Origin of the sequence: Phytoactinopolyspora limicola (genome assembly GCF_011320225.1) — a bacterium.
In the GTDB taxonomy this organism is placed as follows: Bacteria; Actinomycetota; Actinomycetes; order Jiangellales; family Jiangellaceae; genus Phytoactinopolyspora; species Phytoactinopolyspora limicola.
Genome location: NZ_JAAOEN010000003.1, coordinates 328,697 through 348,624, shown reverse-complemented (window position 1 = coordinate 348,624; position 19,928 = coordinate 328,697). Strand labels below are relative to the sequence as shown.

At 67.5% G+C, this 19,928-nt stretch carries 15 protein-coding genes and 1 pseudogene; 4 read left to right on the top strand and 12 right to left on the bottom strand.

Translation table 11 applies throughout. The features are described from left to right. Positions 1 to 22 precede the first annotated feature (22 nt). On the top strand, positions 23 to 940 hold the full coding sequence (locus G8760_RS10510; protein WP_166350095.1) for an aminoglycoside phosphotransferase family protein: 918 nt from the start codon (positions 23 to 25) through the stop codon (positions 938 to 940). Here the strand turns inward: G8760_RS10510 and G8760_RS10505 are convergent. The 5 genes from G8760_RS10505 to G8760_RS10485 all read right to left on the bottom strand — a co-directional run bounded on the left by G8760_RS10505 (position 930) and on the right by G8760_RS10485 (position 6,985). Next, positions 930 to 1,913: a carbohydrate ABC transporter permease gene (locus G8760_RS10505; protein WP_166350614.1), complete on the bottom strand. Its 984-nt coding sequence runs from the start codon at positions 1,911 to 1,913 to the stop codon at positions 930 to 932. The two genes, G8760_RS10510 and G8760_RS10505, sit on opposite strands and share 11 nt — an antisense overlap. Beyond that, the gene (locus G8760_RS10500; protein ID WP_207782220.1) at positions 1,910 to 2,797 is read right to left on the bottom strand and encodes a carbohydrate ABC transporter permease; all 888 of its coding nucleotides are present in this window, start codon (positions 2,795 to 2,797) and stop codon (positions 1,910 to 1,912) included. The genes G8760_RS10505 and G8760_RS10500 overlap by 4 nt, the downstream gene beginning before the upstream one ends. Before the next feature lie 32 nt (positions 2,798 to 2,829). Continuing rightward, positions 2,830 to 4,236 carry an ABC transporter substrate-binding protein gene (locus G8760_RS10495; RefSeq protein ID WP_166350612.1) on the bottom strand — a complete coding sequence of 469 codons (1,407 nt, stop codon included), beginning with the start codon at positions 4,234 to 4,236 and terminating at the stop codon, positions 2,830 to 2,832. Continuing rightward, positions 4,233 to 5,906: a glycoside hydrolase family 13 protein gene (locus tag G8760_RS10490; RefSeq protein ID WP_166350610.1), complete on the bottom strand. Its 1,674-nt coding sequence runs from the start codon at positions 5,904 to 5,906 to the stop codon at positions 4,233 to 4,235. Before G8760_RS10490 ends, G8760_RS10495 begins: the two co-directional genes overlap by 4 nt. A gap of 71 nt (positions 5,907 to 5,977) precedes the next feature. After that, positions 5,978 to 6,985: a LacI family DNA-binding transcriptional regulator gene (locus tag G8760_RS10485; RefSeq protein WP_166350608.1), complete on the bottom strand. Its 1,008-nt coding sequence runs from the start codon at positions 6,983 to 6,985 to the stop codon at positions 5,978 to 5,980. A 257-nt stretch (positions 6,986 to 7,242) separates the two neighbouring features. Here G8760_RS10485 and G8760_RS10480 point away from each other — a divergent pair, with 257 nt between their 5' ends. Further along, positions 7,243 to 10,875 (top strand): discoidin domain-containing protein, encoded by a 3,633-nt coding sequence (locus G8760_RS10480; protein ID WP_207782219.1) that lies wholly within the window; start codon positions 7,243 to 7,245, stop codon positions 10,873 to 10,875. Positions 10,876 to 11,050: 175 nt separating this feature from the next. Here G8760_RS10480 and G8760_RS10475 read toward each other — a convergent pair whose 3' ends face one another. From G8760_RS10475 to G8760_RS10465, 4 genes and pseudogenes are all read right to left on the bottom strand, one after another. After that, on the bottom strand, positions 11,051 to 11,572 hold the full coding sequence (locus tag G8760_RS10475) for an Rpn family recombination-promoting nuclease/putative transposase (RefSeq protein ID WP_281355144.1): 522 nt from the start codon (positions 11,570 to 11,572) through the stop codon (positions 11,051 to 11,053). A 61-nt stretch (positions 11,573 to 11,633) separates the two neighbouring features. Next, positions 11,634 to 11,699: pseudogene (locus G8760_RS30790) on the bottom strand (hypothetical protein); the annotation flags it as partial. A gap of 36 nt (positions 11,700 to 11,735) precedes the next feature. Continuing rightward, positions 11,736 to 12,893 carry a DUF4232 domain-containing protein gene (locus G8760_RS10470; RefSeq protein ID WP_166350604.1) on the bottom strand — a complete coding sequence of 386 codons (1,158 nt, stop codon included), beginning with the start codon at positions 12,891 to 12,893 and terminating at the stop codon, positions 11,736 to 11,738. Between the two features lie 56 nt (positions 12,894 to 12,949). Next, on the bottom strand, positions 12,950 to 13,780 hold the full coding sequence (locus tag G8760_RS10465) for a helix-turn-helix transcriptional regulator (RefSeq protein ID WP_166350602.1): 831 nt from the start codon (positions 13,778 to 13,780) through the stop codon (positions 12,950 to 12,952). Positions 13,781 to 13,870: 90 nt separating this feature from the next. On the opposite strand from G8760_RS10465, the gene ilvD reads away from it, so the two are divergent. Both ilvD and G8760_RS10455 read left to right on the top strand, forming a co-directional pair. Then, a complete protein-coding gene (ilvD, locus tag G8760_RS10460; protein ID WP_166350600.1) occupies positions 13,871 to 15,724 on the top strand; it encodes a dihydroxy-acid dehydratase in 1,854 nt (617 codons plus the stop codon). Positions 15,725 to 15,904: 180 nt separating this feature from the next. Beyond that, on the top strand, positions 15,905 to 17,224 hold the full coding sequence (locus tag G8760_RS10455) for an AAA family ATPase (protein WP_166350598.1): 1,320 nt from the start codon (positions 15,905 to 15,907) through the stop codon (positions 17,222 to 17,224). Positions 17,225 to 17,235: 11 nt separating this feature from the next. Here G8760_RS10455 and G8760_RS10450 read toward each other — a convergent pair whose 3' ends face one another. The 3 genes from G8760_RS10450 to G8760_RS10440 form a co-directional block, all read right to left on the bottom strand. Beyond that, on the bottom strand, positions 17,236 to 18,003 hold the full coding sequence (locus G8760_RS10450; protein WP_166350596.1) for a hypothetical protein: 768 nt from the start codon (positions 18,001 to 18,003) through the stop codon (positions 17,236 to 17,238). 71 nt (positions 18,004 to 18,074) lie between these two features. Beyond that, entirely contained in the window at positions 18,075 to 18,695 is a 621-nt protein-coding gene (locus G8760_RS10445) for an FMN reductase (protein ID WP_166350594.1), read from the bottom strand. Positions 18,696 to 18,733: 38 nt separating this feature from the next. Further along, positions 18,734 to 19,834, bottom strand: coding sequence for an LLM class flavin-dependent oxidoreductase (locus G8760_RS10440; protein ID WP_166350592.1), 1,101 nt, complete (start codon positions 19,832 to 19,834; stop codon positions 18,734 to 18,736). Positions 19,835 to 19,928 lie beyond the last annotated feature (94 nt).

Below are 19,928 nucleotides of genomic sequence, written 5' to 3'. Positions count from 1 at the left end.
CCGGATCGAACAGAATCCGGGGGTGGTTGACCAACAACAGCGTGATGGGCGAGCCGGGATCGACGCGGAGCTGGTTCGACGGCTGATCGCGGCGCAGTTCCCGCACTGGGCGTCGCTGCCGGTCCGGCCGGTGGAGGTCGAGGGCTGGGACAACCGCACCTACCGGCTCGGCGACGACCTAACGGTGCGGCTGCCCACCCACGAGGCTTACGTTCCGGCCGTCGAGAAAGAGCACCGGTGGCTGCCGCGGCTGGCCCCGGTGCTGCCGTTGGCTATCCCGGAATCGCTGGCCCTGGGGCAGCCGGGGGAGGGCTATCCACATCCGTGGGCGGTGCGGCGATGGATCCCGGGCGACACCGCCCAGCCGGAACGGACCGCCGACATGGTGACCTTCGCCGAGTCGGTGGGCGAGTTCGTCCTCGCGCTGCGACGAGCCGACCCGACCGACGGCCCGCTCGCGGGTGCGCACAGCTTCTACCGGGGTACGTCACCGGAGCACTACGACGACGAGACCCGCCGGGCGCTGCACTCCCTGGCCGGCCGGATCGACACCGAACGCGCCACCGCGGTGTGGAAGTCGGCGCTCGACGCGACGTGGACCGGCCCGCCGGTGTGGTTTCACGGCGACATCGCCCACGGAAACCTGCTGGTCCGCGACGGTTCGCTGACCGCCGTGATCGACTTCGGCACGTCGGGGGTGGGAGACCCGGCCTGCGACCTGGTGATCTCGTGGACTATGTTCTCCGGCCCGAGCCGCACCGCGTTCCGCGAGGTGGTCGAGCCCGACTCCGGGGCATGGGCACGTGCCCGCGGATGGGCGTTGTGGAAAGCGCTGATCGTCCTGGCCGGCACCATCGACTCCGACCCCGACACGGCGGCCGAACAGCGTGCCGTGATCGACGAGGTGCTGGCCGACCACGACCTCGAGGTCAGCCTTTAACAGCTGAGCCCAGGCTCACGTTGCGAAGGAACAGCCGCTGGAAGACCAGGAAGATGGCGATCGGTAGCAGTGTCGAGATGAGCAGCGCGGCGAGGAAGACGTCCAACTCCACCGTGTCGCGGATGGTGGGTAGCCGCACCGACAACGGTTGCAGCGTCGGCTCCGGCAGCACGATCAGCGGCCACAGGAAGTCTTTCCACGCGTTCAGCACGGCGAAGATCGACACCACGCCCAGGATTGGCCGCGACATCGGCAAGACCACCATCCACAGCAGCCGGAACGGGCCGGCGCCGTCCACCCTCGCCGCCTCGAACACATCCCGTGGCAGGTTGTCCATGAAGCGTTTGACCAACAGCACGTTGAAGGCGTTCGCCCCGGCCGGCAGCCAGATCGCCCAGTAGGTGTTCAGCAGAGACACCCCGAACACCGGGAGGTCGAGCACGGTCAGGAACAGCGGCACCAGGACAACCACGCCGGGCACGAACAACGTCGCTAGAACCGCACCGGTCACCACCGGGGAATACCGCGGCCGCAGCACCGAGAGCACATAGCCGCCGGTGGTGGCCACCAACAGCTGAACCACCCACGACCCCATAGCCAGCCAGACCGTGTTGGCGAAATACCGGCTGATCTCGGCCTGATTCCAAGCGGTGGAGAGATTCTCCCAGTCCAAGCCGCTCGGCCAGAACGCCATCGGGCTGCGCAGCGTGTCCTGCGTCGTACTGATGGCCGCCTTGGCCAGCCACAACATCGGCCCGAGACTGGCCACCACCAGCATGAACAGCACGGCCGTCTGCGCGATCCGCACGATCCAGCGGACCCGGCCGCGGCGGCGGTCGAAGACGGACAGGATGCCCCGGTCAGCGGGGTCGGACCGACGTGACCGGGGCTTCGCGGCCGGCGGGGCGGGCAATGGAGCTTCCGCCGGCCGCGAAGTAGTGGACCGCTCCGGGACGTGTACGGGGTTGCTCATGAGGTGCTCCAGGATCGGGTGGCGCGGAAGTACAGCGCGGACATAACCGCCAGGAACAGCGCGAGCAACAGCGACAACGCCGTCGCCGCCCCGTAGTCGCCGAATCGGAACGCATAGTTGTAGATCTGCAGAAGGATGGTGGTGGTGGCGTTGTTCGGGCCACCACCGGTCATCAGGAACGGTTCGGTGAACACCTGGAAGGTAGCGATCACCTGAAGGATCAGCGTGATCAACAGGATGTTGCGCAGTTGCGGCAGCGTCACGTGCCACACCTTGCGCCACACTCCCGCACCATCCACCTCGGCGGCGTCGTACAACTCGGTCCGCACCGACGTGAGTGCCGCCAGATAGATGATGACCGTGGCGCCGGCGTTCGCCCAGGTGGCCTGGAGGACCAGCGACGGCATCGCCATCGACGCGTCCTGGATCCACGGAAACGGGCCCAGGCCGAACCATCCGAGGACCGTGTTGAACACCCCGGTGGAGCTGGCATCGTAGAAGAACCGCCACAGCAGTACCGCAACCACCGGCGGGACCACCACCGGCAAATACGCCAGCACACTCATCAACCCGGTGAAGCGACGGAACTCCCGCATCAGTACGGCTAGCGCCAGCGGAACCGGGTAGCCGAAGATCAGCGCCAAGACGGTGAAGTACACCGTGTTGCGGATCGACGTCCAGAACAGCGGGTCGCTCAGCACCTTGGTGAAGTTGTCCAGACCGATCCAGGCGGGGGCGTCGACCAGGTTGGTCTCCTGGAAACTCATGACCACCGCTCGCCCGATCGGGAACCAGGCGAAATATCCGAACGCCAGCAGCAGCGGTATGAGCAGGACCAGCGTGCTCAGGCCGCCGCCGCGGACCCAGCGCACCGTCGCGTTCACCAGGAACCCTCCCTCTCAGGTGGCCGGGACTGTCAGTTGCTCTCGACCAGCGCGGTGACGTTGGCGTCGGCGTTGGCCAGCAGTTGCGCTATGTCGGCGTTCTTGTCGGTCAGCACGGCCTGGACGACAGCGTCGAGTTCGGCGTAGAGCTCCTGGCCACGCACCGGCGGTTCAGGCACGAGCGGCTGGTCGAGGATGTTGTCCTTGAAGAACCGCATCTGTTCCAGCGGCACGTTGACGTAGTCGGCCACCCACGCGTCGGAGCGGGCCAACTGGTCGGCGTCGAAGACCGGCAGTGCGGGTGTCCCGACGGGTGCGCCGCTGTCGGCGAGGGTCTGCGCGTCGGCGACGGCGGCGTCCTCGTCGGTCAGTTTGGCCATGTAGTAGAAGTCGATCCACGCCACCGCGGCAGCCCGCTCGGCCGCGCTAGCATCCGGACGGACACCAACGATGGTCCCGCCCCCGAGCACTCCGGCGTCGGCGCCGTTGAGCGGCAACACGGTGAGACCGTAGCTGTCGGGGTCGATGTTGTTCTCGGTGACCAGGCTGTTGTAGACGTCGGAGCCACCCATGTACATGCCGATCTGGCCGGCGGCGAACGCCTGGTTGATGGTGCCCCAGTCGAACAAGATGTTGTCACCCATCGACTGGTCGTCCCAACGCATCGTCTTCAGCATCTCCAGCCCACGGGCCGTGGCGGGGTTGTCGACGGTGACCGTGACGTCGTCACCGGCGCCCTCCTGCATCCGCCCGCCCAGGGAATACGTCAACGTGGTGAGCATCCAGCCGCCGGTGTTGTTCTGCGTCATCTGCGCGTAGCCGGCCTGCCCGGTCTCCTCGGCGATGGTCCGGGCGTACTCACGTACCTCGTCCCACGTCGTCGGAGGCTGGTCGGGATCCAGCCCGGCCTCGGCGAACAGTTCCCGGTTGTAGTGCAGACCGATCCCGTAGGCGGCGATCGGCACGCCGAAGATGGAACCAGTGTCGTCCTGTGCCACCTCGAGCACACTCGGGTTGACGTCGTCGGCATAGGGAAGTTGCCGGACCTCGTCGGTGATGTCGGCGACCTGACCGCGGGCGATCAGGCTCCCGCCGTCGGTGAACGGGAACTGGAACGTGGTCGGCAGGGTCCCGCCGGCGAGCTGCGCGGCGAAGGTGGTGACATCCCACTCGTACTCGCTCGGTTCGATGGTGATGTGTGGGTAGGCGGTTTCGAACTCGTCGACGCGGGCGAGGAAGGCCTGCCGGTCGCCCTCTTCGGTGGCTGGTGGCAGGTTGCTGACGCTGATGGTGACCTCGTCGTCGACGTTGGACTCGTCGGTAGCGCCGGCGTCGTCGTCGGTTTTGGTGTCGTCGGCGGAGTCGTCGCCACCGCAGGCCGCCAGGCCCAGGGTCACAACCAGGGCGGCGACGCCCATCCGGATACGGGTACTCGTCATCGTGCGGGCTCCGTTCGGTTCGGAGAGGGCGGGAAGCGTAGCCAGGCCGCGGTGTCGGGCGGGAGCTGGCCGTCGGGGAGCGGGCCGCTGGAGACCAGCACCCGCCCGTGTGGTGGTAGCGGGGTAGGTGTGGCCGACAGGTTGACCACACAGCACACGTCGCCTCGGGTGAACGCGAGGACGTCGGGGGCGCTGTCCAGCCAGCTCATCGGGCCGTCGCCCAGAGCGGGTTCGGCGCGGCGGATCCGCAGGGCGGTCCGGTAGAGGGAGAGGAACGACGCAGGGTCACCCGCCTGCTCTTCGACGGTGCGGTGGGCCCAGTTCGGGGGTTGGGGTAACCACGGCTCGGCCGCGGCCTCGGGTGGGCTAAAGCCGTACGACGGGGCCTGGCCGGACCAGGGCAGCGGCACTCGGGCGCCGTCCCGGCCGGGATCGACACCCCCGGACTGGGTGTACATCGGGTCCTGGATGTGCTCGAGTGGGATGTCTTCCACCTCTGGCAGCCCCAACTCTTCGCCTTGGTAGATGTACGCCGAACCAGGTAGCGCGAGAGCCAGCAGGGCGGCGGCGCGGGCGCGGCGCGCCCCGAGCCGCAGGTCCGTCGGGACACCGCGGCGCCGGGTCTCGAACGAGAACGACGTGTCGGCACGGCCGTACCGGGTGACTGGGCGGGTGACGTCGTGATTCGACAACACCCAGGTGGGTGGGGCGTCGACCGCGCGGTGGGTGTGGATCGTCGTGTCGATGCGGTCGCGCAGCCGGGTGGCGTCCCACGGGCAGGTGAGGAAGTCGAAGTTGAAGGCGGCATGGAGTTCACCCGGCCGCAGGTACCGCACTGTGCGGTGCATGTCCGGTAGCCAGATCTCGGCCACCAGTGCCCGTGGTTGGGGGTAGCTGTCGGCGATGTCCCGCCAGCGGCGGTAGATGCCGTGGAGTTCCTCGCGGTCGACGTGGGGATGATCGCCGGGAGCGAGGTTGGGGCCGACGTCGGGTAGTTCCGGGGCTTTCACCAGCAGCGCCGCGGAGTCGATGCGGATGCCGGCGACACCTCGGTCGAACCAGAACCGGATGACGTCCTCATGTTCGGCGGCGACGTCGGGGTGGTTCCAGTTGAGGTCGGGTTGTTCCGGGGCGAACAGATGAAGATACCAGTCGCCGGGGGTGCCGTCCGGGTTCTTCGTTCTGGACCACGCGGGCCCGCCGAAGTTGGAGGTCCAGTTGTTCGGGGGTTCGTCGCCCTGGGGACCGCGGCCGGGCCGGAACCAGAAGCGCTCGCGCTCCGGGCTGCCCGGCTCGGCCGCGACCGCGGCCGCGAACCAAGGGTGCTGATCGGAGACGTGGTTGGGGATGATGTCCACGATGGTGCGTAACCCGTGTTCGTGGGCTTCGCTGATCAGCTGCTCGGCCTCGGCCAGGGTGCCGTGGGTGGGGTCGATGGCGCGGTAGTCGGCGACGTCGTACCCGCCGTCGGCCATCGGCGACACGTACCACGGCGTGAACCACAGGGCATCCACTCCGAGATCGCGTAGGTACGGCAACCGGGTCCGGACGCCGGCGAGATCTCCGACGCCGTCGCCGTTCGCGTCGGCGAAGCTGCGGACGTACACCTGGTAGATAACCGCATCACGCCACCAGTGGGTGCGCTCGGTTGATGGTTGCCGGTGGCTCATGCCGCGTTACGTTAATGTTTCGACAAGACAACCGCAAGAGTTGAACAGAAGATTGCAGGAAATAGATTTTCTCAGGATCGCGGGGGTGGTGCGGTGGAGCCCCGGGCGACGAGCTCGGGCTCGAAGAGCAACTCGTCGGACTCCACGGCGCTGCCACCGATCAGGCCGACGAGCAGCTCGACCGCGGCTTTGCCCATTGCCTCGATGGGTTGCCGCACCGTGGTCAGGGGCGGTTCGGTGCAGTTCATGAGGGCGGAGTCGTCATACCCGACGACGGACAGATCTCGGGGCACGCTGAGACCTGCCCGGCGAGCCGCCCGGATCGCGCCGAGCGCCATAGGGTCGCTGGCGCAGACCACGGCGGTCGCGCCGTGGCGCAGCAGGCGGGTGGTCGCCGCGTGTCCGCCCTCCAGTGAGTGCATCGCGTGCTCCACGAGCTCGGCCGGTGTGTCGACCCCGGCCCTGGTGAGCGTGGTGCGGGCGGCGTCGAGCTTACGCTGGGAAGGTACGTGGTCGGCCGGGCCGAGGACGAATCCGATTCTGGTGTGGCCCAGTGAGATCAGGTGGTTCACCGCCTGTTCGGCGGCCACGGCATCGTCACACGACACCCGCGGAAAGGGCAGCTCAGCGCCGGCGTTGACGGTGACGGTGGGCAGCTTGCGCTCGTCGAGCTGGCCGTAGTGATCGTGGGTTCCGTCGAGTCCGCTGTAGAGGCCGCCGGCGAACAGCACACCCGAGACACGTTGCTGGAACAGCAGCTCGATGTAGTCCGCTTCGGTTACCCCCCCGACGGTCTGGGTGCACAGCACCGGAGTGAGGCCCTGCTGGGCCAGGAGTCCGCCAACCACATCGGCGAACGCGGGAAAGATGGGGTTCTGCAACTCGGGCAGGATCAGCCCGACCAGCCGTGCGCGATCGCCGCGCAGCTTGGTAGGTCTCTCGTATCCGAGCACGTCCAACGCGGTCAGCACCGCCTCGCGGGTGCTCTCGGACACGCCTGGTCGCCCGTTGAGGACTCTGCTGACGGTCGCCTCACTGACGCCGACCTTCGCTGCTACTTCCGTTAGTCGTCCAGCCATGCCCGCAAGCGTACCGCAAGTGTGCGCAAGAATCTTGCGGTCCTTGGTATCGAATGGCTCGTGGTCGCGGGGTGATTGTGCGAGATGACGAGAATCGGAGGCCCCGTCACCGTTGACGGATGTGATGACCGCGCAGTAATCTCTGGCTAGATTCACGCAAGAGTCGTGCATATCTACTCAAGATGTGTGCGGAGTCGTGGTCATCTGGCGGGCACACACGACGTGACGTTCCTGTTCCCCACGGAAAGGACACCGCGATGTCGCCGTCCAGACCATCCGTCCATCACCATCGCCGGTTGCGGGGTGCGGTCGCCAGCCTGGCCGCCGTCGTTCTCGCCGTGGCCGGCCTCGCCACCGCACCCGGCGGTGCGGCCACCGAAGCCGAGCCGGCGACGGCCCGGCAGAACCTCGCGGCCGGACAACCGACCACGGCCAGTAGCCACACCGATGTCTACGTCGCGAGTAACGCCACCGACGGCGACCAGTCGACCTATTGGGAGAGCGCCAACCACACGTTCCCCCAGTGGCTCCAGGTCGACCTCGGCGCTGCCGTCACCATCGACGAACTCGCCCTGAAGCTGCCGACGGTGAACTGGGCGGAACGCACCCAGACCATCACCGTCGAGACGAGCACCGACGGCTCGGAATACACCACCTTCCTGCCTATTACCGACGTCGTCTTCGACCCGGCCGAGGCCAACACGGCCCGGCTGTCCGCCGACCCCACCCCGGCCAGATACGTGCGGCTCACGTTCACGGCGAACACCGGCTGGCCGGCGGCACAACTGGCCGAACTCGAGGTCTACCGGCCCAGCGACGGCGACACCGAGCCGCCCACGCCACCGGGTGAGCTGAGCTTCACCGAGTCCGAACCCGGCCAGGTAGAGCTCAGCTGGGGTGCGTCGATGGACAACGTGGGGGTGGTCGCGTACGACATCTACGCCAACGGCGCGCTGCTCACCAGCGTCGACGGCGACGTACTGAGCTACGTCGACACCCGCTCACCGGCCGACACCGTCACCTACACGGTGCGGGCCCGCGATGCCGCCGGGAACACGTCCGCTCCGAGCAACGCCGTCACCCGGACCGGCACCGGCGGTAGCAGCACCGACCTGGCCGCCGGCAAACCGATCCAGGCGTCGTCGTCCGTCCATGTCTTCGAGGCCACGAACGCCAACGACGGTGACGTCACCACCTACTGGGAGGGCGCACCAGGGGCGTATCCGAGCACGCTCACCGTCGCCCTCGGCGCGGACGCCGTGGTGGACGAGGTGGTCGTCCGGCTCAACCCCGACCCGATCTGGGCAGCGCGGACCCAGACCCTGGAGGTGCTGGGCCGTAGCCAGGACGGCGGCGAGTTCTCCACCCTGGTGTCACAGGCGTCCTACGACTTCGACCCAGCGACCGGCAACACCGTCACCATCCCGGTCGGAGCGACCGTCGCCGACCTACGCCTTCAGTTCACCGCCAACACCGGTGCACCAAACGGTCAGGTCGCCGAACTGTTGGTCATGGGTACGCCGGCGCCCAACCCCGACCTGGTGATCACCGGCATGTCGTGGGAGCCGGGCGCGCCGGACGAGGTGGCCGAAATCGAGCTGTCGGCCATCGTCGAGAACGTCGGCGACCGCCCAGCCGGGGCCACCACCGTCGATTTCCTCGTTGCGGACCAGGTGAGCGCGGACGCTGACCTGGAGCCGCTGGCGGCCGGCGACCAGGCAACCGTGACCGCGACGCTCGAGCCGCTGGCGGCGGGGTCCTATACCGTCGGTGCCGAGGTGGATCCGGACGGGCTGATCGTCGAACGCGACGACACGAACAACACCTATCACCATGACGACCCGATCGTGGTAACCGCCATCGAATCGTCGGACCTGGTACCCGAGGTGTCGTGGACACCGGCCGGGCCCGGGGTGGGTGACGAGGCCGAGTTCCAGGTCACCATCACCAACCAGGGCAACATCGACACCGCGGCGGGTCCACATGACGTCACGCTGACCGTCAGCGACGGCGCCGGCGCCGAGGTGCACACCCTGACCGGAGCCCACGATGGTGTCATCGGCGCTGGGGATGCGGCGACGCTCGCCCTGGGAAGCTGGACGGTTGCCGAAGGGCGATACCAGGTGACCGTCGAGGTGGCACCGGACGCCAACGAACACCCGGTGAAACAGGGCAACAACACCGTGCGGGTGCCGCTGATGGCCGGGCGCGGTGCCACGCTCCCGTTCGACATCTACGAGGCCGAAGACGGCACCGTGGGTGGGGGAGCGCAGGTGGTGGGCCCCAACCGAAGTGTTGGTGACCCCGCGGGTGAGGCGTCCGGCCGGCAGGCAGTCACCTTGAACACCACCGGCGCCTACGTAGAGTTCGCCAGCCAGGCCGACACGAACACCCTCGTCGTGCGGGCCTCGATCCCGGACGCACCGGGCGGCGGCGGGATCACCGACACTCTGAACATCTACGTGGACGGCGACCTCCTGGCACCCATCACCCTGACGTCGCGGTACTCCTGGTTGTACGGCAACGAGGCCAATCCGGGAACATCGCCGGGCCTCGGCGACCCGCGCCACATCTACGACGAAGCGAACATCCTGTTCGACGAGGTGATCCCGGCGGGCAGCACCATCCGGTTGCAGAAGGACCCGGAGAACACCACCACCTACGCCGTCGACTTCATCAGCCTGGAACACGCCGAGCCGGTGCCCAACCCGGACCCGGCCCGATACGTCGAACCCGCCGGCTTCGGCCATGCCGACGTCCAAGCGGCGTTGGACCAGGTACGGATGGACTCCTCGGGTGACCTGCTCGGTGTCTACCTGCCGCCCGGCGACTACCAGACCGCACAGAAGTTCCAGGTGTACGGCCGGTCGATCGAAATCCTGGGCGCCGGACCGTGGTTCACCCGGTTCTACGCACCACAGACCCAGGCGAACACCGACGTCGGGTTCCAAGCGGACTCGTCGATGAATGGTTCGACGTTCCGCGGGTTCGCGTACTTCGGCAACTACACGTCCCGGATCGACGGACCAGGCAAGGTGTTCGACTTCCAGAACGTCGCCGACATCACCATCGACGACGTCTGGGTCGAACACTTCGTGTGTATGTACTGGGGCGCCAACACCGACAACATGACCATCACCAACTCCCGGATGCGCAATCTGTGGGCCGACGGGATGAACATGACCAATGGCAGCGCCAACAACCTGGTCAGCAACGTCGAGGCGCGGGGGACCGGCGACGATAGCTTCGCGTTGTTCGCCGCAACCGACCTGGGTGGCGGCGAACAGACCGGCAACGTCTACGAGAACCTGACGTCGCTGGTTACCTGGCGGGCCGCTGGCCTGGCCGTCTATGGCGGCTACGACAACGTGTTCCGCGACATCTACATCGCCGACACCCTGGTCTATTCGGGTGTCACTATCAGCTCGCTGGACTTCGGCTACCCGTTCGACGGCTTCGGCGCGAGTCCACCCACCCGGTTCGAGAACATCACCATCGAACGCGCCGGGGGCCATTTCTGGGGCGGGCAGACCTTCCCGGGAATCTGGCTGTTCTCCGCGTCGAAGGAGTTCCAGGGCATCCGGATCAGTGATGTCGACATCATCGACCCCACCTACATCGGCATCATGTTCCAGACGAACTACGTCGGTGGCCAGCCGCAGAATCCGGTGACCGACACCGTGCTGACCAACGTCAGCATCACCGGAGCGCAACGCAGCGGCGACGAATACGACCACAAGTCCGGCATCGGCATCTGGGTCAACGAGATGCCCGAGGCCGGTCAAGGCCCGGCGGTGGGCTCAGCGACCTTCTCCAATCTGACGCTGAGCGGCAACGCCGAGGACGTCCGGAATTCGACCGACACGTTCACCTTGGTCTTCGACGACTAGGTTTGTCGTTTAACCTCCGGTGTTGAGAATCACCGCAGGGGTTGATCTTGTTCGGCGTGTCGCCCGGGTCAATGGAGCGGCCATCGCCTGATGATCTTCAAGTTCTTATCAGAGAACGACGGAGACCAGAGGCGATGGCCGCGCTCAACGCGTTCGGCATCACCTTCGACGGTGACTAGTGGATGACGTCGTCCAAGGTGTCGGCGCCGAGGACACGGGCGGTCCAGGTTTCGAGTTGGTTGGTGGTCGCAGTGTGGAGGAGGTTGAGTGTGGCCTGGGGGAGTGGGCCGAACTTCAGCGTCAGTAGCTGCACGAGCGCCTCGGTGCGCCCTTCGGTGCGCCCTTCGGTGCGGCCTTCGGCACGGAGTACTTCTGCTGTGGTCATGTATGCCTCCTCTGCTTCTGGTCCGAGTGTGGCGAACAGGTCGTGTAGCTCGTCGGCGAGGCGAGGGTTGCCAGCGGCGATCTTGAGCAGCAGCAGGGTGATGCGTGCTGGTGAGGTTAGGGGGCGGGCCCGTAGGGCTTGTTCGTCGACGCGGGCGAGGTCATCGAGGAGGAACCGGAACCGGGGCAGATACACCTGCGCAGCTTCGGAGGTGTCGCGGTCGAGGTCGAGGAGGTCGACGATGTCGGTGGGGCAGGTCCATGGCCGGCGGTTGTGATGCACAACGACGGGGAGGACCGCGGGGAGCGTCATGACCGTCCAGCGGCGCGGTGAAGAGCAGGTCGGAGTGCCGCCAGCGCAAGGTGGGATCGACGAAGCTCCCTGAAACTGGGGCCAGCCGATCCAGATCGAGCCGGTCTACCAGAGCGACCGGTAACACGGCGCGCAACTGTGAGGCCGCGTTCGGTGCGCGCGCTCAGAAGGCGGTGCCGTCCGGTACCCAGCGTGTCACCGACACCTCGCCGCCGTCGACGATGTCGAGTGTGGACTGTGTCCACCGGTGGATCGCGTACTCGGCGGCAACCTCGACCGGTAAGGCGTAGGAGGTCAGCGGTAGCTCGGTCGGTACCGATCCGGGCCGGGCGGCGAGAATGATCTCCGCGGTGAGGCCGTCCCAGTTCCCCGCCGTGGGCATCGCCCGCCAGCTCACGGCGGCCAGCGCTCGGGCTCCGGCGGGAATGACCACCCGCTCGGTGTCGGGCTTCTCTTGCATCGTCACCCCGCCGAGGTTCACGGTGACGTCGAGTGCCCGCTCGTCGCGGGTGTGGAAGCCGACCTCCGGGTAGCCGTCGATGACACACGGCTCCGAACCGACGTTGGTGGCGCTGACGAACAACCATCGGCGGCCGGTGGCGGCATCGGAGTCGAGGACGGCCAGGTCGAGGTCGTCGTCGGCGCAGTCGACGGCGTGCGGATCATCGGGCCAGGGCAACGGCACCTCGACCGGTGTGGGCCGGGGGCTGAGCGACGCTACGTCGATGACGTCGGCGCCGTCGGCGGTCCGGATCTCGGGTACGGCGACGTCGTGGGCGAGGGCGACGTCGGCCACCTTCACCAGGTCGGATCCGTCACGGACGGTGACCTCGCCGCGCTCGCCGTCGAACATCGCACCGACGACACCGGGGGTCGAGGCCATCAGGTAGGCATCGGTCACCGGATCGATGCCGTCGGGTAGCGGATGTGCCAGTGCGGACACCTCCACGGCGGTCCAGTTCAGCCAGATCTCGATCGGCTCGGCCTCGGGCCATCCGGTGTTGACGATGCCCTGCGACACTTCCCGCGACCAGCTGACGCCGTACTCGAGGTGGGCCATCAGGTCGAGCCGGGGCACCTGCCGGCCGCCCTGGTTGATCTCGGAGATCGCGACGTCGGCAACAGCGGGCAGTTCGCGCAGTTCGGCGGCGACGTCGTCGATCGTGACCCCTGGCTCCGCGCTGCCGGCTGGGTGGTCCGGTACGACGGCGTTGGCGGCACTCGTCGACTCGCCGTCGCCGCACGCGGCCACCGCGAACAGGAGGACGGCGGCGAATGGGAGGACTGAGCTGCGACGGGGACGAATCAAGCGTTGGTGCACGTACCGGACTTTACCCCCACCGGATCAGCCGACCGTTGCGCGACACTAGTGACTCACTAGCCGCTGAGGGTCCGCATCTTCTCCAGGGTCCCGGTGTGGGGTTCGGGCAGGTACACCACGATGTGCAGATCCGGGAGGTCGGCGGGGGAGAGGCGGTGGTGCTCGAAGACGAGCTCACCGACGTCCGGATGGACGAACCGCCGCTCCCGGGAGGCGAAACGTTCGATCTCGTGATGCTCCCAGGCCCGGGCGAACTCCGCACTGTGGGACAACAACCGAGTAAGGAGCGTGGCGTGGCCGGGCTGGCCGAGCAGCGCACCGGCCTCGGCCCGATACTCCGCGAGGAAATGCCGGCTGGTGCTCTCCCAGTCCGGGAGCATCCGCCGCACCGCCGGATCGGTGAAGATCAGCCATAGGAGGTTGCGGTTCTCCGGTTCGACCGTGGCGACGGTCGGATAGAGAGCCTCATAGGCGTCGTTCCAGCCGGCGATCGACCACTCGGGTGTGACGACGAACGCGGGTGCGTGCCCCTGGGCATCGAGTAGCCGTTGGATATGCGCCGGAAGCGCCGCCGGGGCGGAGTCGTCGGCCTGGTCCGGGGTGTAACCGGCGAGGGCGAGGACGTACTCGTGCTCGGCCGGGCTCAGCCGCATCGTGCGGGTAATGGCCTGGAGGACCTGGCGGGACGGATTGATGTCGCGCCCCTGCTCCAGCCAGGTGTACCAAGTGACGCTGAGGCCCGACCGGTAGGCGATCTCCTCCCGCCGCAAGCCGTGTGTGCGGCTTCGGCCAACGGGTGGGAGGTCGAAGTCGGCCCGCACCAGCTGGGCGCGGCGTTTGCGCAGCAACCCGCCGAGTTCCTGCCTGCGCTGCGCCTCCTGGCTCATCGGCCGAATTGTAGAACGGTCCCTGGTGCTCCCACTACTAGAATCAGCGCTGTCTTCCACACCAGCCGCCGGGGTGCGGGAATGGTGGGTATGCCTGCTCTTCGTTCTAGAACGGTCACCCATGGGCGCAACATGGCCGGTGCTCGAGCCCTGCTACGGGCCGCGGGCGTCGACGGCGCGGACTTCGGCAAGCCGATCGTGGCGGTGGCCAACAGCTTCGCCGAGTTCGTCCCGGGCCACACTCACCTACAGCCGGTGGGCCGGATCGTCGGTGAGGCTATCGCCGCGGCCGGCGGAGTGCCCCGTGAGTTCAACACGATCGCCGTCGACGACGGGATCGCCATGGGGCACGGCGGCATGCTCTATTCGCTGCCGTCGCGGGACCTGATCGCCGACTCCATCGAGTACATGGTGAACGCTCACTGCGCGGACGCCCTAGTGTGTATCTCCAACTGCGACAAGATCACCCCCGGCATGCTGATGGCGGCCTTGCGGCTCAACATTCCCACGGTGTTCGTCTCTGGTGGGCCGATGGAAGGTGGCCGGGCGACCCTGGTCGATGGCACGGTGCGCACCGGGCTGAACTTGGTCACCGTGGTGGCGGACTCGGTGGCCGGTGACGTCTCCGACGACGACCTGGCCCGGATGGAGGCGCAGGCGTGCCCGACATGTGGGTCGTGTTCGGGGATGTTCACGGCGAACTCGATGAATTGCCTGACCGAGGCGCTCGGGCTCGCCCTGCCTGGCAACGGGACCGTGCTCGCTACCCACACGGCCCGGCGTGACCTGTATGAGCAAGCCGGCCGGACCGTCGTCGAGCTGGCTCGTCGATACTACGATCACGACGACGACCGTGCCCTTCCACGCACCATCGCCTCGTGGCCCGCCTTTCACAACGCGATGGCACTCGACATCGCCATGGGTGGCTCCACCAACACGGTTCTCCATCTGCTTGCTGCCGCCCACGAGGCCGGGCTGGCGTTCAGCCTCGACGACGTCGACGCGTTGTCCCGGCAGGTTCCGTGCCTGTGCAAGGTGGCGCCCAACGGCGACTACCTGATCGAGGACGTGCACCGCGCAGGTGGGATTCCGGCCCTGCTGGGGGAGTTGCACCGGGCCGGACTGCTGAACCCGGAGGTGTGGAGTGTGCATGCGACGTCGTTGGAGTCGTGGCTGGCCCGGTGGGACATCCGGGCCGCGAATGTGGATCCCGCCGCGGTCGAGTTGTTCCATGCCGCCCCCGGCGGGGAACGTTCGGCGCGGGCGTTCTCGCAGTCACGCCGGTGGGCGGAGCTTGACCTCGACGCGCAGGGTGGCTGCATACGCGACGTCGCGCACGCCTATACGAGTGACGGCGGCCTGGCCGTGCTTCGCGGCAATCTCGCCCCGGACGGGTGTGTCGTCAAAACCGCGGGGGTCGACCCGTCGATCTCCACGTTCACCGGGCCGGCTGTGGTGGTGGAGTCGCAGGAGGCGGCCGTCGAGGCGATCCTGGGCGGCCGGGTGCGGGCCGGCGATGTCGTCGTCGTCCGCTACGAAGGGCCGCGCGGTGGACCCGGCATGCAAGAGATGTTGTATCCGACGGCTTACCTCAAGGGACGTGGTCTCGGCGCTCGGTGTGCGCTGATCACCGATGGGAGGTTCTCTGGCGGGACGTCGGGTTTGTCGGTGGGTCACGTCTCACCGGAAGCGGCGGCCGGCGGGGCCATCGCGCTGGTGTGCGACGGAGATCACATCACCATCGACATCCCGGCCCGGCAGGTCACTGTGCACGTGTCCGACGAGACGTTGCGCGACCGGCGGGCGGTGATCGAGGCGGAGGGTGGCTACCACCCAGCCGAGCGGCCCCGAGTGGTGTCGTCGGCGCTGCTGGCCTACGCCGCCATGGTCACGTCGGCCGACCGCGGCGCGGTCCGTGACGTCGGCGTTCCGCGGCATCGGTAGCCGCCGGAGAACGTCGGAAACTGGCCAGGTGGGGCAGAGCGGTAAATACCTGGCCATACCGTAGGCTGATCACCTACGGTGATGTCGTCATGAATGTCTTCGCGGTCACACGAAGGTGCGCTTCCATCAACGAATGCGCGGCGGGAGGTGTTGCGCTCAAACGTTGAGGAGGTGCTGGTCATGAGCGTCGATCACGAACTAACCGATGATGTGGAGCACACACTTGCCGGGGTCCACCGGCGGATGCCCACCGACGTGCGCGACACCCTGACCTGGCTCGCCCACTTGCTGGATGCGGCGATGCCGTTGCGCGTTGCCGAAGACGAGGACGAGTTCGCTCAGCGCTATCTCGGTACCGGCGCCGCCGCACTGGTGGCCACCCGCGAGGAACTCGGGCCGGTCGCCGCGCAACTCGTCGCCCGGGTGTTCGGCGCCGACTTTCGTCAGCACCCGCCGGTGGAGACCGCCGGGTCCACCAGCGACGAAAGCCCCACCTGGGACCGGCTGCAGCTCGATGATGAGATCGAGACGGTGCCAAGTGCGATGGTGGCGGCGTTCGAGCCCGGGACGCTGGCCGATGTTCCCCTGGTCGTCTACGTCAGCACCAGGTGGGCTCAGAAAGAGTTCGTCATCTACTCCCGGGCCGAGGATGCCGAAGCCGCGGAACGTTACCTGCAGCAGGTGGTGGCGCGCGCCCGTGGTCCGGAGAATTACCTGCGAGGCCGCTGTCTCCACGTGACGGTCGACCACGGCCTCAAAGTGCGGCAGGTGCCGGTGCCGGAGGCCAGCCGCGGCGACGTCATCGTGCCCGCGGCGGTATGGGCGGAGATCGACCTCAACGTGGCCGCCCTGTTCCGCCGGCGGGCCTTGTTGACCAGCCTGAACCTGGGCACCAACCGCGGCGTTCTCTTGTATGGTCCGCCCGGCACGGGCAAGTCCGCCTTGTGCCGGGTGCTCGCCGCCGAATTGGCGGGGGAGGTGACCGTCGTGTTCTGTTCGGCCCCGGTGATCGCCAACCAGCTGGACACGGTCTACGACGAGCTCACCCGGCTGTCGCCGGCGCTGGTGATCATGGAGGATCTCGACCTCGTGGTCGGCAAACGCCAGCACGGCAACGACGCCGGCCTGCACAGCTTCCTGACCGCCCTCGACGGTGCCATGAGCAGCCATGAGGACGTCGTCACTGTCGCCACCACCAATGACGTCGGTATGCTCGACGACGCGGCGGTGCGGGCCGCCCGGTTCGACCGCGCCATCGAACTGGCCCTTCCGGATGCTCAGCACCGGGGTCGGATCCTGCAGCGTTACCTCGGTCCGCTGGGCGAACGCGTCGACAGCCAGGTGGTGGCCAACGCCACGGAAGGCGCTTCGGGAGCCGACCTGCGGGAGCTGGTGCGGCGGGCGGTGTTGTCCGACGGTGAAACGCTGACGACGTCCACCCTGATGTCGCTGGTGCGCTCCGGTGCTTGGGCCCCGGCCGACGTCGGCCTCTACCTCTGACCGCGGCCGGGTCAGCCAACCGTCGCGGCGACCTGATCCTGGATGGCGCTGCCAACAGCGGAGAGCCACGTGGCGGCGTGCCGCTCGGCGGGTAGTGCCAGGCAGTACAGCTCGACGAGCCCCCGGCTGAAGCCACCGTTGGTGCCGTAGACCATACCGCGCAGAGTGTGCCCGGCCGCCAGCTCCCGATAGCCCGTATGGGTGCGGCGTTCCTGCCAGGCCTCATCCGAGCGCGCCTCGAGCCATCCCTGCAAGGTCGGGGAGGCCGGGTTGCCGCGGGCGGCATAGTCGAGTACGTCCTGCCACCCGTGCAACCCCTGTGGCCGGGGCCGCATCAGCTGGTACGCCGCCCGGAACACCGCCCGGTGCACCTGATGGCGTTGCTCCGGGGGCGCACCGCGCAGCCACTCATAGTCGCGGGCGGCGCGCCCGAACACGGCGAACGGAGATGGATCGGTGAACCTGATGCGTTGCCCGATCTCGCAGAAGCGGTAGACGAACGGCGAGATCCCGTCGAGGTAGGAATCGTTGGAGGTGCCGTGCCCGTAGCCGAGGGCTAGCGCCTGGTGATAGTGGATCGCGTCCGGGCCCACCATCTTGTCGCGGCTCACCCCGAGCTCCACCGGCCGGGTCGGAGCCGACGAGCGGTGAAAACCCAACGACGGTTCCCAACACCAGGGATCACGCTGGTAGATCAGCGCGAACGCGGCGCTATGACCGGCCTGTCCGGCGAACGGCTGACAACGATGGCCACCGAGACCGCGGATGGTGGTGTTCACCTCTCGACTCTACGGCGTGGACAGCACCCCCTGCCGCTCACCGCGCCCCTCAAGGCTGGACTGCACCAGTACTACTGGCCGTTCAGCAGTTGCTCGAAGGGGACGTCGACGGTGAGCGGATCTCTGGACGCACGCGGCAGAGCGCGCCCGGTCACGAGCGTGGCGAGCTCGTCGGCGGCGCGGTGAACACGTTGCTGAAGCCCGCCCTCCTGCTCGCGGCCGGGCCCCCAGTCGGTGGACGCGGCGTACACCCCGGTCGGAACGGTGAGGGCGCGCAGGTAGGCGAACATCGGGCGTAGGTGATGGTCGAGCACCAGCGAGTGACGTTCGGTCCCGCCGGTGGCGCCGAGGAGAACGGGCAGGCCGGCCAGGTCGTCTCGGCCTAGGCCGTCGAAGAACGACTTGAACAGCCCGCTATAGGAGGCCGTGAACACCGGGGTGACCGCGATCAGCGCGTCGGCTCGCGCCAGCGACCCGACCGCGGTGCTCAAGGCGGGGCTGGGCACCTGTGTGACCAGGTGTTTCGCGATGTCGACGGCCAGTTCGCGTAGCTCGATGACGGTCACCTCCGACTCGTCGCCGTGCTCTCGCAGTATCTCCTGGGTGGTGCCGGTGAGCCGGTCGGCCAGCAGCCTGGTGGACGACGGTTGGCTCAGCCCGGCCGAGACAACGGCGAGTTGTCGAACGGTCATGGATACGTCTCCTCGGTGATGTGGCCGGTGTCGGGCGCTCAGTGCGTGGCGCTGGTGAGTGCCGCGTCGTCGCGGGCAGCCTTCAACGACGCGTGAGTAGGAGCGGAGGGCACGTGGGCGGGCCGGGCGGCGTCCATCTCCCGTCGCAGCACCGGCACGACCTCGCTGCCGAGGATCTCGATCTGCTCCAGCACGACGGGAAGTGGTAGGCCGGCGTGATCCATGAGGAACAGTTGACGCTGGTAGTCGCCCACGTGTTCGCGCATGGCGGCGTAGCGGTCGATCACCTGCTGCGGGCTGCCGACCGTTAGGGGTGTCTCGGCGCTGAACTCTTCCAGGCTCGGGCCGTGCCCGTAGACCGGCGCGTTGTCGAAATACGGCCGGAACTCGCGCACCGCGTCTTGTGAGTTCGCGCGCATGAACACCTGGCCACCCAGGCCGACGATGGCCTGGTCAGCTTGGCCATGGCCATAGTGTTCGAATCGTTGGCGGTACAACTGGACCATCCGCCTGGTGTGCGACATCGGCCAGAAGATGTTGTTGTGGAAGAAGCCGTCACCGTAGTAGGCGGCCTGTTCGGCGATCTCGGGGCTGCGGATCGAGCCGTGCCACACGAACGGCGGGATGCCGTCCAGCGGCCGCGGGGTGGCGGTGAACCCTTGAAGCGGGGTGCGGAACTTCCCGGACCAGTCGACCACGTCCTCGCGCCACAGGCGGTGCAGCAGCGCGTAGTTCTCCACGGCCAGCGCGATGCCGTTGCGGATGTCCTGGCCGAACCACGGGTAGACCGGCCCGGTGTTGCCCCGGCCCATCATCAGATCGACCCGGCCGTCGGCGAGGTGTTGCAGCATCGCGTAGTCCTCGGCGATCTTCACCGGGTCGTTGGTGGTGATGAGGGTGGTCGAGGTGGACAGCACGAGGTGCTGGGTCCGCGCGGCGATGTAGCCGAGCATGGTGGTCGGCGACGACGGCACGAATGGCGGGTTGTGGTGCTCGCCGGTGGCGAAGACGTCGAGCCCGACCTCTTCGGCCTTGCTGGCGATAGCCACCATAGCCTTGATCCGGTCGTGTTCGGATGCCGTGGTGCCCGTCGTGGGGTCGGTGGTGACATCACCGACGCTGAATATCCCGAACTGCATAGTTTCCCTCCTGATCGCGCAAAGTCCATGACGTTGCATAGACATGAACTCGTGGCGATGCAGGTATATTCCGACGTGGAGGCGGTGCTCGATG

What these genes read in the sequence shown, in the direction of transcription:
- G8760_RS10505 (WP_166350614.1), bottom strand. Translation starts at nt 1,913, where the DNA reads ATGAGCAACCCCGTACACGTCCCGGAGCGGTCCACTACTTCGCGGCCG.
- G8760_RS10495 (WP_166350612.1), bottom strand. Translation starts at nt 4,236, where the DNA reads ATGACGAGTACCCGTATCCGGATGGGCGTCGCCGCCCTGGTTGTGACC.
- G8760_RS10490 (WP_166350610.1), bottom strand. Translation starts at nt 5,906, where the DNA reads ATGAGCCACCGGCAACCATCAACCGAGCGCACCCACTGGTGGCGTGAT.
- G8760_RS10485 (WP_166350608.1), bottom strand. Translation starts at nt 6,985, where the DNA reads ATGGCTGGACGACTAACGGAAGTAGCAGCGAAGGTCGGCGTCAGTGAG.
- G8760_RS10480 (WP_207782219.1), top strand. Translation starts at nt 7,243, where the DNA reads ATGTCGCCGTCCAGACCATCCGTCCATCACCATCGCCGGTTGCGGGGT.
- G8760_RS10475 (WP_281355144.1), bottom strand. Translation starts at nt 11,572, where the DNA reads ATGACGCTCCCCGCGGTCCTCCCCGTCGTTGTGCATCACAACCGCCGG.
- G8760_RS10465 (WP_166350602.1), bottom strand. Translation starts at nt 13,780, where the DNA reads ATGAGCCAGGAGGCGCAGCGCAGGCAGGAACTCGGCGGGTTGCTGCGC.
- ilvD (WP_166350600.1), top strand. Translation starts at nt 13,871, where the DNA reads ATGCCTGCTCTTCGTTCTAGAACGGTCACCCATGGGCGCAACATGGCC.
- G8760_RS10455 (WP_166350598.1), top strand. Translation starts at nt 15,905, where the DNA reads ATGAGCGTCGATCACGAACTAACCGATGATGTGGAGCACACACTTGCC.
- G8760_RS10445 (WP_166350594.1), bottom strand. Translation starts at nt 18,695, where the DNA reads ATGACCGTTCGACAACTCGCCGTTGTCTCGGCCGGGCTGAGCCAACCG.
- G8760_RS10440 (WP_166350592.1), bottom strand. Translation starts at nt 19,834, where the DNA reads ATGCAGTTCGGGATATTCAGCGTCGGTGATGTCACCACCGACCCCACG.